Source organism: Neisseria sicca (assembly GCF_017753665.1).
In the GTDB taxonomy this organism is placed as follows: domain Bacteria; phylum Pseudomonadota; class Gammaproteobacteria; order Burkholderiales; family Neisseriaceae; genus Neisseria; species Neisseria flava.
Genome location: NZ_CP072524.1, coordinates 2,272,167 through 2,289,532, shown reverse-complemented (window position 1 = coordinate 2,289,532; position 17,366 = coordinate 2,272,167). Strand labels below are relative to the sequence as shown.

The 17,366-nt window shown below is 52.5% G+C and carries 13 protein-coding genes and 1 pseudogene; 9 read left to right on the top strand and 5 right to left on the bottom strand.

Going from position 1 to position 17,366, the window contains the following annotated elements; translation table 11 throughout:
• Positions 1 to 115: 115 nt before the first annotated feature.
• The 3 genes and pseudogenes from J7445_RS12305 to J7445_RS10810 all read right to left on the bottom strand — a co-directional run.
• A pseudogene (locus J7445_RS12305) lies at positions 116 to 235 on the bottom strand (IS5/IS1182 family transposase); the annotation flags it as partial.
• Positions 236 to 374: 139 nt separating this feature from the next.
• Positions 375 to 1,382, bottom strand: coding sequence for an IS5 family transposase (locus J7445_RS10815; protein ID WP_209282936.1), 1,008 nt, complete (start codon positions 1,380 to 1,382; stop codon positions 375 to 377).
• A 275-nt stretch (positions 1,383 to 1,657) separates the two neighbouring features.
• Entirely contained in the window at positions 1,658 to 2,185 is a 528-nt protein-coding gene (locus J7445_RS10810) for a hypothetical protein (protein ID WP_070655168.1), read from the bottom strand.
• Positions 2,186 to 2,407: 222 nt separating this feature from the next.
• Between J7445_RS10810 and J7445_RS10805 the strand changes: the two genes are divergently transcribed.
• Positions 2,408 to 3,046 (top strand): hypothetical protein, encoded by a 639-nt coding sequence (locus J7445_RS10805; RefSeq protein ID WP_070655171.1) that lies wholly within the window; start codon positions 2,408 to 2,410, stop codon positions 3,044 to 3,046.
• 154 nt (positions 3,047 to 3,200) lie between these two features.
• On the opposite strand, the gene pyk is transcribed toward J7445_RS10805, so the two are convergent.
• Positions 3,201 to 4,673, bottom strand: a complete 1,473-nt coding sequence (gene pyk / locus J7445_RS10800) for a pyruvate kinase (protein ID WP_070655173.1) — start codon at positions 4,671 to 4,673, stop codon at positions 3,201 to 3,203.
• Positions 4,674 to 5,017: 344 nt separating this feature from the next.
• On the opposite strand from pyk, the gene J7445_RS10795 reads away from it, so the two are divergent.
• The 4 genes from J7445_RS10795 to ptsP all read left to right on the top strand — a co-directional run bounded on the left by J7445_RS10795 (position 5,018) and on the right by ptsP (position 8,408).
• Positions 5,018 to 5,581, top strand: coding sequence for a hypoxanthine-guanine phosphoribosyltransferase (locus J7445_RS10795; RefSeq protein WP_003755895.1), 564 nt, complete (start codon positions 5,018 to 5,020; stop codon positions 5,579 to 5,581).
• Positions 5,582 to 5,866: 285 nt separating this feature from the next.
• Positions 5,867 to 6,304: a PTS sugar transporter subunit IIA gene (locus J7445_RS10790; protein ID WP_049228185.1), complete on the top strand. Its 438-nt coding sequence runs from the start codon at positions 5,867 to 5,869 to the stop codon at positions 6,302 to 6,304.
• Between the two features lie 47 nt (positions 6,305 to 6,351).
• Positions 6,352 to 6,621 carry an HPr family phosphocarrier protein gene (locus tag J7445_RS10785; RefSeq protein WP_003742589.1) on the top strand — a complete coding sequence of 90 codons (270 nt, stop codon included), beginning with the start codon at positions 6,352 to 6,354 and terminating at the stop codon, positions 6,619 to 6,621.
• Positions 6,621 to 8,408, top strand: a complete 1,788-nt coding sequence (gene ptsP / locus J7445_RS10780; RefSeq protein WP_070655175.1) for a phosphoenolpyruvate--protein phosphotransferase — start codon at positions 6,621 to 6,623, stop codon at positions 8,406 to 8,408. Before J7445_RS10785 ends, ptsP begins: the two co-directional genes overlap by 1 nt.
• A 291-nt stretch (positions 8,409 to 8,699) precedes the next feature.
• On the opposite strand, the gene J7445_RS10775 is transcribed toward ptsP, so the two are convergent.
• The gene (locus tag J7445_RS10775; protein WP_209283056.1) at positions 8,700 to 9,707 is read right to left on the bottom strand and encodes an IS5 family transposase; all 1,008 of its coding nucleotides are present in this window, start codon (positions 9,705 to 9,707) and stop codon (positions 8,700 to 8,702) included.
• 330 nt (positions 9,708 to 10,037) lie between these two features.
• Here J7445_RS10775 and hrpA point away from each other — a divergent pair, with 330 nt between their 5' ends.
• The 4 genes from hrpA to J7445_RS10755 all read left to right on the top strand — a co-directional run bounded on the left by hrpA (position 10,038) and on the right by J7445_RS10755 (position 17,318).
• Positions 10,038 to 11,432 carry an ATP-dependent RNA helicase HrpA gene (gene hrpA, locus J7445_RS10770; protein ID WP_083310331.1) on the top strand — a complete coding sequence of 465 codons (1,395 nt, stop codon included), beginning with the start codon at positions 10,038 to 10,040 and terminating at the stop codon, positions 11,430 to 11,432.
• A gap of 87 nt (positions 11,433 to 11,519) precedes the next feature.
• A complete protein-coding gene (locus J7445_RS10765; RefSeq protein WP_209283055.1) occupies positions 11,520 to 12,188 on the top strand; it encodes a hypothetical protein in 669 nt (222 codons plus the stop codon).
• Between the two features lie 157 nt (positions 12,189 to 12,345).
• Complete coding sequence (locus tag J7445_RS10760) at positions 12,346 to 13,923, top strand: phosphoethanolamine transferase (RefSeq protein ID WP_209283378.1); 1,578 nt, start codon at positions 12,346 to 12,348, stop codon at positions 13,921 to 13,923.
• Positions 13,924 to 13,991: 68 nt separating this feature from the next.
• Positions 13,992 to 17,318, top strand: a complete 3,327-nt coding sequence (locus tag J7445_RS10755; RefSeq protein WP_209283054.1) for a DUF3418 domain-containing protein — start codon at positions 13,992 to 13,994, stop codon at positions 17,316 to 17,318.
• The last annotated feature ends 48 nt before the right edge of the window (positions 17,319 to 17,366 follow it).

The following is a 17,366-nucleotide window of genomic DNA, read 5'->3' as shown; positions in this document are numbered from 1 at the left end:
AAACCTGAAACAAAGGTTTTTCAGACGACCTTTTTAAATAATGCAATGTTTCAAAATCAGTCAAACCGCAGCATCGACCTTGCCAGCAGACACATCAATCTAATCTTGAATCGGACAAATATAGTGGATTAAATTTAAACCAGTACGGCATTGCCTCGCCTTGCCGTAATATTTGTACTGTCTGCGGCTTCGTCGCCTTGTCCTGATTTAAATTTAATCCACTATAGGAGACCTTTGCAAAAAAGCCCTTCCCCCGACAGCCGGAACCCAAACACAGGTTTTCGGCTGTTTTCGCCCCTAATTGCGCCTAATTTTACCCAAATACCCCCTTAATCCTCCCCGGATGCCTGATAATCAGGCATCCGGGCCACCTTTTAGGCGGCAACAGGCACACTTAGCCTGTTAGCCGCTTTCAACAGGTTCAAACACATCGCCTTCAGATGGCTTTGCGCACTCACTTTAATCAGCCCGAAATAGGCTGCCCGGGCGTAGCGGAATTTACGGTGCAGCGTACCGAAGCTTTGTTCCACCACATAACGGGTCTTCGACAAATATCGGTTACGTTTGGTTTGCGCTTCCGTCAGCGGACGGTTGCGGTGGGCTTTGCGCATAATGCCGTCCAGCAACTGGCGCTCTTTCAGATGTTGCCGGTTTTCCGCACTGTCGTAGCCTTTGTCGGCATAGACGGTCGTACCTTCGGCTATACCTTCCAGCAAAGGCGACAGGTGGTTGCACTCATGGGTATTGGCGGGGGTGATGTGCAGTTTCTCGATATAGCCTTCCTCATCGGTACGGGTATGTTGTTTGTAACCGAGTCTGTATAAACCGTTTTTCTTTGTCCAACGAGCATCTTTATCTTTACTCGGTGTGGTTTGGCTGCTGACTTGTCCTTCCTCGTCAACTTCTATGGCCTGACGCTGTTTGCTGCCGGCGGTTTGAATAATGGTGGCGTCAATGACGGCGGCGGATGCTTTCTCTATTTTTAGGCCTTTTGCGGTCAGTTGGCGGTTAATCAGTTCCAGCAATTCGGACAGGGTGTCGTCTTGCGCCAGCCAGTTGCGGTAGCGGCATAAGGTGCTGTAATCGGGGATGCTCAACTCGTCAAAACGGCAAAACAGGTTGAAATCGATGCGGGTGATGAGGCTGTGTTCGAGTTCGGGATCGGAGAGGCTGTGCCATTGTCCGAGCAGGACGGCTTTGAACATGGACAACAGGGAATAGGCGGGACGGCCGCGGTGGTCTCGGACGTAACGGGTTCTTTGACGATTCAGGTACTGCTCGATCGGCTGCCAATCAATCACCTGATCCAACTTCAATAGTGGGAAGCGGTCGATGTGTTTGGCAATCATGGCTTGTGCGGTTTGCTGGAAGAAGGTGCTCATGGAAAATCCCCTAAATGTCTTGGTGGGAATTTAGGGGATTTTGGGGAATTTTGCAAAGGTCTCTATAGGTTAAAACGTTTTTTCGCGGGCGAAGTCCCGCCACATTTCACAACAGGCATCTGCGACGCACTGCCCACCATCAGACAAAGAGAGCCTTATCTCGAATTCACGTTATATATCATTAGGTTTAAGCATCTCATCTTTGCTATTTTCCGATATTCTTTATTTCCCGAAACCTATGGAAACCGGTCGTCTGAAAACCAGAAAAAGGATTTTCAGACGACCTTTTTATCCGGTTCCTGTGCTGCGGCAGGCACGACCGTATCCGCTTGCGGCAAACGGTGCAGTTTGTACCAATCGTACAGCCGCTTCAGACACAATAAGGCAATCAGCGGCATACAAAATGCGCTGGCCAAATAGCGCGGGTTGCCGAAATTGAACACGGGATACCCCATAGCAGCGGAAATCAGCGCATTGCCCCATTCCCACAGCGACGGCACACTGAATGCCAATACCGCCAGCAGCCCCAACGTGCGGAAAATGCCGATGGGCAGGATACGGCGTTTTAAAACCGTACCGTTAAGTTGGAGCAGAGTCAGCAGTCCGAAGCCGATAATAACCATCATGCCGCCGTTGGCAATAATTTGCAGGCTGTTGAACGCAATATCGGGGGTAACGGCAAGTCCGCCGTCAGAAGGCGTGCTTTGCTGCAAATTAAGCCCTTGCGAGATATTGAGGACAAAGCCGTAAACCATGTCGGCTAAGACAATGAAAATAGGCAACGAGGTGATCAGTTTTTTCATGGTAGTTGTGTGATGGGAAGTGGTGGCGGCATTTTTACCGAAAGCGGCTTATGGTAAAGCAGCGGGCGGCGGGAGGCAATAGCGTCGCCGTCCCTCTTCCGATTATGCCGTTCGTTATTCGGGCATGTTAAACCATATGGTTTACGTTACAATCATATTGTCTTAAGACAATACCGCACAGCGCTTTCAGACGACCTTATTCTGCCAACGACAGGAATCTTTATGCACGCATCCGTCCTCAGCCGTTTTGCACCGGCTTTATACATTTTGATGTTTTTTGCCGGTTTTCTAACCGCCTGCGTCTGGTTTAACCCCCAAGATTATCTCGCCGACCTTACCCCTGTCATCACGGCATTTTCCGCCATCGCGCTGGTTTGGCTTGCGTGGGCTGTCGTTTCGGTCAGAATCAAGGCAAAAAGCGAAATGCAGCATCGGGAAAAACTGATACAGCGTGAAAGCGTCCACCCCGTCCTGCATGCCGCCATCCGCCCGGTAGAAGACAAACCCGGCATGATTGCCTTCGTTATCCGCAATCACGGTAAAGGTATGGCGAAAAACATCCGCCTGAAAGCCACCGCTATTTCTGACCACCCTTCCGCTTCGGCTGTCGCCGCCGCGCTGGCACGGCTGCCGGTATTTGCCGAAGGAGCGGACATGCTGGCGGCAGACGAAATTTACGCAGGTATTTTTGCCGACATCCATACCCTTGCCAAAGCAGGAGAATTCGGCGGAATCGTCCGCGTGGACACCGACTGTGAAAACGTTTTTGGCGATGCCTGTATCTCGCAGACGGATTTGGACATCAGCCTACTGAAACAGGTCGGTACAATCGAAATACCCCGCAAAAAACTGCTGTATTGAGCATCTGTATTGAGCATCAGGCAATATAACCCGCTCCGGCAAGCCATCCGCTCCGCATTCCGCATGACGACACGGCATATTGCGAAAAGGTCGTCTGAAAACCCGTTTCCAAGTTTTCAGACGACCTCATGATTATCTGTCGTTTGCGTGTCGATTATTTAACGCGCAACACTTCCAGCGTATTGGTCGAACCGGATTCGCGCATTTTCGAGCCGCTGGTAATGATGTATTGGTCGCCGGAACACAGGATTTTGTGTTCGACCAACACAGCTTCCACTTCGTTTAGTGCAGTATCGTGGTCGGTGCTGGTCGCCAGAATCATCGGGCGCACGCCGCGATACATTGCCATGCGGCGTTGGGCGGAAATGCTCGGAGTCAGGGCGAAAATCGGCAAAGTGATGTTGTGGCGGCTGATTTCGAAGGCGGTTGAGCCACTTTCGGTCAGGGCGACAATCGCTTTGGCGTGAACCGCACGCGCTACTCCGACCGCGCCGCCGGCAATTGCCAGGTTGGTGCTGACGGCTTCGGGATAATCGACCTGTTCGGCAACGCCGTTGAGCGAGTCCTGCTCTTTTTCGGCTGCCGCGCAGATAATCGCCATTTGGCTGACAGTTTCAAAAGGATACGCGCCGACGGCGGTTTCGGCGGAACACATCACCGCATCGGTGCCGTCCAATACCGCGTTTGCCACGTCGCTGACTTCCGCGCGGGTCGGTACGGGGTTGGTGATCATGGATTCCATCATTTGGGTTGCGGTAATGCTGAAGCGGCGCAACTCGCGTGCGCGGCGGATCATTCGTTTTTGCAGGGCGGGGACGGCTGCGTGTCCGACTTCGACCGCCAAGTCGCCGCGTGCCACCATGATACCGTCGCTGGCAAGGATGATTTCGTCCAAGTTTTCAATCGCTTCCACCCGTTCGATTTTGGAAACCAAACCGGGGCGTACGGCAGTGCTGCCTTTCATTTCTTCTTCGACTTTGGCGCGGGCGATGTGCAAATCTTCGGCGGATTTCACAAAGCTGATGGCGAGGTAATCGCAACCGATGGCAATCGCGGTTTTCAGGTCGCGAAAGTCTTTCTCGGTCAACGCGCCTGCGGACAAACCGCCGCCGCGTTTATTGATGCCTTTGTTGCTTTTCAACACATGGCTGTTTTCAACTTTAGTAACAATCTTACTGCCTTCAACGGATTCCACGGTCAAAGTCAGCAAACCGTCGTCCAGCCACAAAACATCGCCCGCAACGACATCGTTAGGCAGGTCACGGTAGTCCAAACCGACCGCGTCGCGCGTGCCTTCGCCTTCGAGCGCGGCATCCAGAACCAGCGTTTCGCCTTTATTCAATTCAATGCTGCCGCTGGCGATTTTGCCGACGCGGATTTTCGGACCTTGCAAGTCGGCGAGGATGGCAATTTCCTGTCCGGCGCGTTTTGCCGCTTCACGCACGATGCGGGCATTTTCCTGATGAAACTCGGGCGTGCCGTGGCTGAAATTGAAACGGACGACATTCAGACCGCCTACACGGATCATGTCTTCCAACAACTGAACATTGTTGCTGCCCGGCCCCAACGTAGCAACGATTTTGGTGTTGTGGCTGATGCGGGTTACATCGCGTTTTGCATTACTCATGTGAAGCGTCCTTTCGGTCAATCCGTTGATAAATGGCATACGGCTTTGTTGGAAAATTACAAAATTTCATCCAAACGTCGTCTGAAATTTGTAGAGCAACATTCTGTGTTGAGACACTTAAGCCTCAAATCATGATACAAATTAATATTTTGGCATTCTACTCCTAAAGCCAAACAACTGGTGGAAAATTACAGAATTTTCTGACTTAGGCTAAATTTGGCAGGCTTATACGGGTTCTAGAAAAACAAACTGTTCTTCTGCAACTTTAAAGCCTGCTTTCAGACGACCTCAGCGCGATTTGGGTTTATAATTTCTTTTTCCTCAACTGATTTTCCCCGTTTACCATGATTGATTTAGAAACCAAACGCCTTGAAACCCAAGCCATGCTTGATAATGCCGAGCTTTTGTTCGACCAAGACCAATGCCGTGCCGCGCTGCAAAAAGTGGCGGACGAAATTACGCGCGACTTGGGGGACAAATATCCGCTCCTGCTGCCTGTGATGGGTGGGGCGGTGGTGTTTACTGGGCAGTTGCTGCCGCTGTTGCGCTTTCCGTTGGACTTTGATTATGTTCATGTTTCCCGTTACGGCGACAAGCTGGCGGGCGGTGCGTTCAACTGGAAACGGATGCCCGACCCGGAGCAGATTCGGGGGCGTCATGTGGTCGTATTGGACGATATTTTGGACGAGGGACACACGATGTCGGCGATTCAGTCCAAGCTCTTGGAAATGGGCGCGGCGAGCTGCCGTGCGGCTGTGTTTGCCAACAAGTTGATCGACAAGGAAAAACCGACCAAGGCGGATTATGTCGGGCTGGATGTTCCCAACCGCTACGTCTTCGGCTACGGTATGGACGCGGCGGGCTGCTGGCGCAATTTGGGCGAGATTTACGCGCTCAACCAAGGCTGAGACAAGATTAAAAAAGGTCGTCTGAAAACCTTTTCAGACGACCTTTGTGCCACCATATCGCGCTATGTGGCGGGTGAACGGACGATATAGTGGATTAAATTTAAATCAGGACAAGGCGACGAAGCCGCAGACAGTACAGATAGTACGGAACCGATTCACTTGGTGCTTCAGCACCTTAGAGAATCGTTCTCTTTGAGCTAAGGCGAGACAACGCCGTACTGGTTTAAAGTTAATCCACTATACTTTCGCCCACACCGGCCGAATAAAATCATCAGGGAACACATCATGATCAACCTCTTAATCATAACCCACGAGGCCGTAGGCGAAGCCTACCGCAGCCTGACCCATCATTTCTTCCCCATGGGAATGCCGGAAAACATCCGTATCCTCGGCGTGGAGCCTGACGAAGACCAAACCGACATCATCAACAATGCCATCGCCGCGTTGCAAGAGTTTCCGGAAAACCACGGCGTATTGATTATGACCGACATCTTCGGCGCAACGCCGTGCAACGCTGCCCGCAGGCTAGTTCGTGCGGGCAAATCCGCCATCCTGACCGGACTGAACGCGCCGATGATGATTAAAGCGACCCAATACTCGCCCATGGCGGAAGATCTTGCCGCCTTTACCGAAACAGTCAGGGAAGCCGCCGTCAAAGGCATTTTCGCCATCACTGCCGAACCGGAAGATTTGGTGTGTAAACAGCACGCCGAAGCCGTCTAACCCGACCAACACGTTTTCAGACGACCCCGCACACCCGAAAGCCGAATATGCAAAAACAACAAATCGAAATCATCAACAAACTTGGTCTCCACGCCCGCGCTTCCAGCAAATTCACCCAAACCGCGTCTCAGTTTCAAAGCGAAGTCTGGGTAACGAAAAACGGAAGCCGCGTCAATGGCAAAAGCATCATGGGCTTAATGATGCTCGCCGCCGCCAAAGGCACGGTCATCGAGCTGGAAACCGACGGCTTGGACGAAGTCGCCGCCATGAAGGCATTGACTGATTTAATCAACGACTACTTCGGCGAGGGCGAATAATGAGTATCGTGCTGCACGGCGTGGCGGCGGGCAAAGGCATCGCCATCGGACAAGCCCACCTGATTACGCGCGGCACGGCTGAAGTGCCGCAATACGATGTTTCAGACGACCTTGTCGATGCCGAAGTCGCCCGTTTCGATGCCGCCATCAAAGCCACGCGCAAAGAGTTGGAACAGTTGCGCAGCGCGATTCCGGAAAACGCGCCGACCGAGTTGGGTGCGTTTATTTCGCTGCACCTTATGCTGCTGACCGACGTGACCCTCTCGCGCGAACCCGTCGATATTTTAAAAGAACAAAAAATCAACGCCGAATGGGCGTTGAAACAGCAAAGCGACAAGCTCGCTGCCCAGTTCGACAGCATCGAAGACGACTACCTGCGCGAACGCAAACAAGACATGCTGCAAGTCGTCCGCCGCATCCACAACAATCTCGTCGGGCAAAGCAACGACCTGAATTTGACCGAAGGCTTGTTTGAAGACACCATCCTGATTGCCCACGACCTCTCGCCTGCCGACACCGTCCTCTTTAAAGAGCAGCGCATCACTGCTTTCGTTACCGACGTCGGCGGCCCGACCAGCCACACCGCCATCTTAGGCCGCAGCCTCGACATCCCTTCCGTCATCGGGCTGCACAACGCCCGCAGGCTCATTACCGAAAACGAAACCGTCATCGTCGACGGCATCAACGGCGTCCTCATTATTGATCCGGACGAAGTCGTCCTCAACGAATACCGCCGCCTCGCCCGCGAATACCGCATCCACAAGCGCGAACTCAACAAACTCAAAAAAACCGCCGCCACCACCGCCGACGGCATCAACATCGAGTTGCTCGCCAACATCGAATCCGCCGAAGACATCAAAGCCCTGCACAACTTCGGCGCAGACGGCGTCGGACTCTTCCGCAGCGAATTCCTCTATCTCAACCGCGACACCATGCCGTCTGAAGACGAGCAGTACGAAGTGTACAGCGCGATTGTGAAAAAGATGAAAGGCAAAAGCATCACCATCCGCACCGTCGATTTGGGCGTGGACAAAAACCCCCGCTGGTTCGGTCAAAATTCCACCCCCAACGGCAGCCTCAACCCCGCGCTCGGACTTACCGGCATCCGCCTGTGTCTCGCCGAACCGGTCATGTTCCGCACCCAAATGCGCGCCATCCTCCGCGCCGCCGCCCACGGCCCCGTGCGCATGATGTGGCCGATGATTACCTCCTTGTCCGAAGTGCGCCAATGCCTTATCCACCTCGACACCGCCCAACGCCAGCTCGCCGAACGCGGCGAAACCTTCGGCACGGTCAGCGTCGGCTGCATGATTGAAATCCCGTCCGCCGCCCTGACCGTCGGCAGCATCCTCAAACTCGTCGATTTCATCTCCATCGGCACCAACGACCTGATTCAATACATCTTGTCAGTCGACCGCGGCGACGACAGCGTCAGCCACCTCTATCAGCCCGGACACCCCGCCGTCCTCAAAATGCTGCAACACATCATCCGCACCGCCAACCGCATGGAAAAAAGCGTCTCCATATGTGGCGAAATGGCAGGCGACACCGCCTACACGCGGATGCTGCTGGGCATGGGGCTGCGCCGTTTCTCCATGAACCCCAACAACCTGCTGCCCGTCAAAAACATCATCCTGCACAGCAACACCGCCCTGCTCGAAACCGAAACCGCCAAAATCCTCCGCAGCGAAGATTCGGAAAAAACCGAAAAGCTGCTGAAATTGCTCAACAGCGCGGAACACGAAGAAGAGCGGCAGGAAGAAGACAGCCCGATAGCGCAGGCGTAAACAGGGTTCTCTATAAACTAAAAGGTCGTCTGAAAACCAACTTCGGTTTTCAGACGACCTTTTATCGAACCCGAATCAGAGACTCCCAATCATGCCTACGCAGCAAAGAATCCAGACTTAGCTTTTCAGGAATGTTTAAAGATTGAGACCTTTGCAAAAAAGCCCTTCCCCCGACAGCCGGAACCCAAACACAGGTTTTCGGCTGTTTTCGCCCCTAATTGCGCCTGATTTTACCCAAATACCCCCTTAATCCTCCCCGGATACCCGATAATCAGGCATCCGGACCGCCTTTTAGGCGGCAACAGGCACACTTAGCCTGTTAGCTGCTTTCAACAGGTTCAAACACATCGCCTTCAGATGGCTTTGCGCACTCACTTTAATCAGCCCGAAATAGGCTGCCCGGGCGTAGCGGAATTTACGGTGCAGCGTACCGAAGCTTTGTTCCACCACATAACGGGTCTTCGACAAATATCGGTTACGTTTGGTTTGCGCTTCCGTCAGCGGACGGTTGCGGTGGGCTTTGCGCATAATGCCGTCTAACAACTGATGCTCTTTCAGATGTTGTCGGTTTTCCGCACTGTCGTAGCCTTTGTCGGCATAGACGGTCGTATCTTTGGCTATACCTTCCAGCAAAGGCAACAGGTGGTTGCACTCATGGGTATTGGCGGGAGTGATGTGCAGTTTCTCGATATAGCCTTCCTCATCGGTACGGGTATGTTGTTTGTAACCGAGTCTGTAGAGGCCGTTTTTCTTTGTCCAGCGAGCATCTTTGTCCTTACTCGGTGTGGTTTGGCCGCTGACTTGTCCTTCTTCATCGACTTCTATGGCTTGACGCTGTTTGCTGCCGGCGGTCTGAATAATGGTGGCGTCAATGACGGCGGCGGATGCTTTCTCTACTTTTAGGCCTTTTTCGGTCAGTTGGCGGTTAATCAGTTCCAGCAATTCGGACAGGGTGTTGTCTTGCGCCAGCCAGTTTCGGTAGCGGCATAAGGTGCTGTAATCGGGGATGCTCAGTTCGTCAAAACGGCAAAACAGGTTGAAGTTGATGCGGGTGATGAGGCTGTGTTCGAGTTCGGGATCGGAGAGGCTGTGCCATTGTCCGAGCAGGACGGCTTTGAACATGGACAACAGGGAATAGGCGGGACGGCCGCGGTGGTCTCGGACGTAACGGGTTCTTTGACGATTCAGGTATTGCTCGATCAGTTGCCAATCAATCACCTGATCCAACTTCAATAGTGGGAAGCGGTCGATGTGTTTGGCAATCATGGCTTGGGCGGTTTGCTGGAAGAAGGTGCTCATGAGAAATCCCCTAAATGTCTTGGTGGGAATTTAGGGGATTTTGGGGAATTTTGCAAAGGTCTCAGATTGCTGGAATTCCGGGACTCTCAACTCCCACCTCTGGCAGCCTTTTATATCGAATCCGAACCCTCGCACCGTCATTCCCGCGCAGGCGGGAATCCAGACCTCCGCTTTTTAAGAAATATTTGAAGATTGCCAAGATTTCAAGCCTCTGGGCTTATGTTGCAGATCATCCTTAATATTTCCGAAACGGCAAAGGTCGTCTGAAAATTTTCAGACGACCTTTGCTATAATCACTCCCTTTGTTTTATTTGAAATTTTTCCAACGCCATGCCCCATCCCGATTTCTCCCAAACCCTCTCCAAAGACCGACACTTCCTGCGTTCCGCCTTCAAAAATCCCAACAAATACGGCGGCTTGTCCAAAGTCGAAGAAAAATACCAAAAATCGCACGAAATCTTTTTGAAGCGTTTGGCAGCATTGCCCAAACCCGAATTCGACAACACCCTGCCCGTTCACGAAAAACTCGAAGAAATCAAAAAAGCCGTTGCCGAGAATCAGGTAACGATTATTTGCGGCGAAACCGGTTCGGGCAAAACCACGCAGTTGCCCAAGATTTGCTTGGAACTCGGGCGCGGGGCGGCGGGGCTGATCGGGCATACCCAGCCGCGCCGTTTGGCCGCGCGCTCGGTGGCGGAGCGGATTGCCGAAGAATTGAAATCGGAAATCGGCAGCGCGGTCGGCTATAAAGTGCGCTTTACCGACCACACCTCGCGCGATGCCTGCGTCAAGCTGATGACCGACGGCATTCTGCTGGCGGAAACCCAGACCGACCGTTATCTCGCCGCCTACGACATGATTATCATCGACGAAGCGCACGAACGCAGCCTGAACATTGACTTTCTACTGGGCTACCTGAAACAGCTACTACCGCGCCGCCCCGATTTGAAAGTCATCATCACCTCGGCAACCATAGACGCAGAACGCTTCTCCCAACACTTCAACGGCGCGCCCGTGCTGGAAGTGAGCGGGCGCACCTATCCCGTCGAAATCCTCTACCGCCCGCTGACCAGCAAAGACGAAGACGACGCGGAAGTAGAACTGACCGACGCGATTGTCGATGCGGCGGACGAATTGGCGCGACACGGCGAAGGCGATATTTTGATATTCCTGCCGGGCGAACGCGAAATCCGCGAAGCCGCCGAAGCCCTGCGCAAATCCACACTGCGCCGCAACGACGAAATCCTGCCCCTGTTCGCACGCCTGTCGCACGCCGAACAGCACAAAATCTTCCACCCCACAGGCGCGAAACGCCGCATCGTACTGGCAACCAACGTCGCCGAAACCTCGCTCACCGTGCCGGGCATCAAATACGTCATCGACACCGGCCTCGCGCGCGTCAAACGCTATTCCGCACGGGCGAAAGTGGAGCAGCTTCATGTCGAAAAAATCTCCCAAGCCGCCGCACGCCAACGCTCCGGCCGCTGCGGACGCGTCTCCGCAGGCGTGTGTATCCGCTTATTTTCAGAAGAAGATTTCAACAGCCGCACCGAATTTACCGACCCTGAAATCGTCCGCAGCAACCTGGCCGCCGTCATCCTGCGCATGGCAGCATTGAAACTCGGCGACGTAGCGGCATTCCCGTTTTTAGAAATGCCCGATTCGCGGTATATCAATGATGGTTTTCAGGTGTTGCTGGAATTGGGGGCGGTGGAGGTCGTCTGAAAAGCATAGGACGGGCATTGATGTCTAACGAAAATCGGGGAACGATAGCATAATTACTTTATCATACAAACATTGAAGGAATAATAAATGAGCGATATTTTAGAAAAACTCAGCAACGGATTATTACAGAGATTGATGAGACTCGAATGGTTTTTGGCATCATTGCTGATAATTTCATTTTTCGATATGTATTTAAATTTAAGACATGGATTTTCTATTACAGCACTTTTAAATAAACAGAAAAATTTAGACCTATACAGCATTTTTGAATCTGTTATCCTTTTCTCTTTTATTTTTTCTGTAATTGTTCCTATTATTCAAGGAATTTATTTTTCTGTTATCTTAACTATTCTATCAAAATTTAATATTTATATGTTTGAAAACGAAAATACAGATTATAGAAAATCATTGTACCGATTAAGAAGAAAAGCAGTGAAAGAAAATAATTCTGTATTATGGAGTGCTTATCAAGAAGAAAAAGCAAATTTACAAAAAATAAACTTTATTTTTTCTGCAATATGGGGAATTCTCATTTTTTCGATCCTAGGTTGCTTTGGAAAGTCTAGTAAATCCATATTGATAGATATCGTTATAATACTGAATTCCGTTGCAGAAAATAATATTTTATTAGGCATGGTTATATATTTTTTATTTTTTATAATATCTTTTTGGTGTTTTTCCATATTGCAACGTTCCTTTTATTTGCGTGAAGACATATTGCCATATTGGGAAGATGACAAAAAAGCTAACTCCTAATTTTTTGTCGGGCACAAATACCCGACACAATCCGACAAACAACAAAACCGTTTCAGACGACCTCGTTTTTAAAAAACAATCTGTAAACAGATAGCTGCTGAAGAATACCGTTGCCGAGCCCCCAAACCCAGCCTGCAACTTTTATTGTGAACTTCCCATTATGAAAAAATCCCTTTTCGTTCTCTTTCTCTATTCATCCCTACTTACTGCCAGCGAAATTGCCTATCGTTTTGTATTTGGGATTGAAACCCTGCCGGCTGCGAAAATGGCGGAAACGTTTGCGCTGATATTTGTGATTGCTGCGCTGTATCTGTTTGCGCGTTATAAGGCTTCACGGTTGCTGATTGCGTTGTTTTTCGCGCTCAGCATCATTGCCAACAATGTGCATTACGCGGTTTATCAAAGTTGGATGACGGGCATCAATTATTGGCTGATGCTGAAAGAGGTTACCGAAGTCGGCAGCGCGGGGGCGTCGATGTTGGATAAGTTGTGGCTGCCTGCGTTGTGGGGTGTGGCGGAAGTCGTGCTGTTTAGCAGCCTTGCCAAGTTCCGCCGTAAGACGCATTTTGCCGCCGATATATTGTTCGCTGCGGCGATGTTGCTGATTTTTGGACGTTCATTCAGTACGACGCAGGAACACGGTATTTCTCCCAAACCGACATACAGCCGCGTCAAAGCCAATTATTTCAGCTTCGGCTATTTTGTCGGGCGCGTATTGCCGTATCAGTTGTTTGATTTAAACAAGATTCCTGTTTTCAAACAGCCTGCGCCAAGCAAAACCGGACAAGGCAGTATTCAAAATATCGTCCTAATCATGGGTGAAAGCGAAAGCGCGGCGCATTTGAAACTGTTTGGCTACGGACGCGAAACTTCGCCGTTTTTGACCCGACTGTCGCAAGCCGACTTTAAGCCGATTGTGAAGCAAAGCTATTCCGCCGCTTTGATGACGGCTGTATCCCTGCCCAGCTTTTTCAATGCCATACCGCATGCCAACGGCTACGAACAAATCAGCAGCGGCGATACCAATATGTTCCGCCTCGCCAAAGAGCAGGGTTACGAAACGTATTTTTACAGCGCGCAAGCGGAAAACGAGATGGCGATTTTGAACCTGATCGGCAAAAAGTGGATCGACCATCTGATTCAACCGACCCAACTCGGCTACCGCAACGGCGACAATATGCCCGACGATAAGCTGCTGCCGCTGTTCGACAAAATCAATTTGCAGCAGGGCAAGCATTTTATTGTGTTGCACCAACGCGGTTCGCACGTCCCATACGGCGCGCTGTTGCAACAACAGGATAAGGTGTTCGGCGAAGCCAATATCGTGGACAAATACGACAGTACCATCCACAAAACCGACCAAATGATCCAAACCGTATTCCAGCAGCTGCAAAAACAGCCTGAAAACAACTGGTTGTTTGTTTATACCTCAGACCACGGGCAGTATGTGCACAAAGACACCTTCAACCAAGGCACGGTACATCCCGACAGCTACATCGTACCGCTGGTGTTATACAGCCCTGATGCTGCCGTGCAGCAATCCGCCAACCAAGCCTTTGCGCCTTGCGAAATTGCCTTCCACCAACAGCTTTCAACTTTCCTGATTCACACGCTGGGCTACGATATGAAGGTTTCAGGCTGCACCGAAGGCTCGGTAACCGGTAACCTGATCACAGGCGATGCAGGCAGCCTGAACATCCGCAACGGCAAAGCGGAATATGTTTATCCGCAATAAGGCGGCACAAACCTACAAACAATATAAATTGAGACCACGTCGGACATGAACGCCCGACCTACAAGACTATGCAAAACACTAAAAATCAAGCACGCGGCTCAGGCATTCACGCCCGACACAATCCGACAAACGACAAAACCGTTTCAGACGACCTTCAAAACTTTTCAGGCAATATCGTCGCCCCTCCCCGCTACCGCCTGACCCGCCTCGGCGAGCAAATGGCGCGCCTGCCCATCGACCCGAAAATTGCGCGCATTTTGCTGGCGGCGAAGAAACACGACTGCATGGCGGAAATATTGGTGATTGCGTCCGCGCTGTCGATTCAAGACCCGCGCGAACGGCCGCTGGAGGCACGCGATGCCGCCGCCAAGGCACACGAACGCTTTACCGACAAGCAGTCCGATTTCCTTGCCTACCTGAACATTTGGGACAGCTTCCAGCGCGAGCGCGATAAAGGCTTGTCCAACAAGCAGTTGGTGCAGTGGTGCCGCCAATATTTCCTGTCGCACCTGCGGATGCGCGAGTGGCGCGAGTTGCATCACCAGCTTGCCCAAACCGCGATTGAAATGGGTTTGACCACCAAGGAAGCCGCTTTCAGACGACCTCCCGAAGTCAGGCAGCTCACGTCGTCTGAAAGCCAAGGCGACCAAGACTTATCCGCCAAACTCAAACAAAAACAACTGGATAAGAAACAACACCGCGCCCAAATCCGCGCCGCCAAAGAAGCGGGCTACGAACAAATCCACCGCGCCCTGCTCACCGGCCTTATCGCCAACGTCGGCATGAAATCGCCCGACGGCAACGACTACACCGGCGCGCGCGGCAGCCGCTTCCACCTTTTCCCCGCCTCCGCCCTGTTCAAAGCCAAACCCAAATGGGTGATGGCGGCGGAACTCGTTGAAACAACGAAACTTTACGCGCGCGACGTAGCCGCCATCCAGCCCGAATGGATCGAGCAGGAAGCGCCGCACCTCGTCCGCTACCACTATTTCGAGCCGCATTGGGAACAAAAACGCGGCGAAGTCATCGCCAGCGAACGGGTAACGCTCTACGGCCTGACCGTCCTGCCGCGCCGCCCCGTGTCCTACGGCAGAATCGCCCCCGAAGAAGCGCGCGAAATCTTTATCCGCAGCGCGTTAGTGGCGCAGGAATGCGATTTGAAAGCGGACTTTTTTGTCCACAACAAAATGCTGATTAAGGAAATTACCGAACTCGAACACAAATCGCGCAAGCAGGATGTACTGGTCGATGATGAAGCCCTGTTTGCGTTTTATAACGAACGGCTGCCCGATTTTTATACGGCGGACGCGGTTTCAGACGACCTGCACACCGAAAACAGCCTGCACTCCCGAAGACTACCTGAAAATCCCCAGCAAACCGCCCCCTCCCCCGTGGGGGAGGGTTGGGGAGAGGGCAAAACAGTTGCCGCACAAACCAACTTTTCCGCAACCGCAGCAAACCCTCTCCCACAGGAGAGGGAACAGAGTGCCGCAGCTTCAACGGTTTCAGACGCCCCCAAAGCCCAAAGGCTACCTGAAAACTCCCTATGCTACGCCGACGGTCAACCGATACTGCTGGGTGACCGTGTAACGATCGACAGCAAACAATGGCACGGCAAAATCGTTGCCTTGATTGCCGAGCAGCAATGCGACCCGTCCATCGGTTCCGCCGAAGAATGGGCGACATTACAAAGTGGCGTAATGGCACAATTTGACGAAGCAGGCTTGGTGCACTATCCCGATGCCGAGACTGCCGGCGAACTCATCTTATTGGCACGAGCGGATGCAGCAGATGTCCTAAAATCTCAAAAGGACAACCGCGTGCGTGAACCGAGTTCACACACCCTACAAAACATTTCAGACGATCCCAAACCCAAAAAGCAGCCTGCACCCCCAAAAGGCCGTCTGAAACCCCTCCCCCTCGCCGACATCGGCACCTTCCAAGCCTGGCTCAAAACCGCCGAACGCGACAACCCGCGCCTGCTGTTCCTCAGCCGCGACGACCTCATGCAGCACGCTGCCGCGCACATCACCGAAGAACAATTCCCCAAACACTGGCAAACCGCAGACGGCAAATTCAAACTCAGCTACCGCTTCGAACCGCACCACCCGCTCGACGGCGTTACCCTCACCCTGCCGCTCACCGTGCTCAACCGCATCAGCCCCGCCGCCCTCGAATGGCTCGTGCCCGGCATGATACGCGAAAAAATCCAGCTACAAATCAAAGCATTGCCCAAACAAATCCGCCGCATCTGCGTGCCCGTGCCCGAATTCATCACCCAATTTTTAAGCCAAAACCCCGACCGCAACGCCCCCATCCTGCCCCAGCTCGCCCAAGCCATCGCCAAAACCGCAGGCGACATCCGCATACTGGAGCAAATCAACCAAGACGAATGGGCCGCGTTCAGGCTGCCCGAACACTGCTATTTCAACCTCCGCATCATCGACGACGGCGGGCAAGAATTAGCCATGGGGCGCGATTTAATCCAAATCCAACAACAACTTGGCAAAGCCGCCGCCACCACCTTCCGCGACAACACCCAAGAATTCGAGCGCGACAACGTTACCACGTGGGACATCGGCACCCTGCCCGAATCCATCAAATTCGCCCGCGGCAAACAACAGCTCACCGGCTACCTCGGCCTGCAAAAAGAAAAAGACGGCCGCATCGCCCTGCGCCTGTTCGACACGTCTGCCGCCGCCGAACAAGCCCACAGATTAGGCGTGATCGAACTCATGAAACTACAACTAAAAGAACAAGTTAAAGACCTGAACAAAGGCATCCAAGGCTTCACCCAAGCCGCCATGCTGCTCAAACACATCAACGCCGACACCCTGCGCGACGACCTCACCCAAGCCGTCTGCGACCGCGCCTTTATCGGCGAAGACGAGCTGCCGCGCAACGAAAAAGCCTTCAAAGAACAAATCAAACGCGCCCGCAGCCGCCTGCCCGCCGTCAAAGAAGCCCTCAGCCGTTACCTGCAGGAAACCGCCGCCGCCTACGCCGAACTAAACGGCAAACTCGGCAAACACCCGCTCACCCACCTCCTGCGCCAACGCCTGCAAACCCTGCTCGCCGCCGGCTTCGCCACCCGCACCCCGTGGGTACAATGGCCGCGCCTCCCCATCTACCTCAAAGCCATGACCCTGCGCCTCGAAAAATACAGCAGCAACCCCGCCCGCGACGCAGCCCGCGAAGCCGACATACAGGAATTGGAACAAATGTGGCAGGAAAAAACAGACGGCTTGGTGAAACAAGGACTACCCGTTTCAGACGACCTCGCCGCGTTTAGATGGATGATTGAAGAATTGAGAGTGTCGCTGTTTGCGCAGGAATTGAAAACACCGTATCCGGTGTCGGTGAAAAGGTTGTTGAAGGAGTGGGAGAAGAGTTAAAACAATCTAATGAGTTATTATATAGTGCGTAATAAAATATTTGCGTAA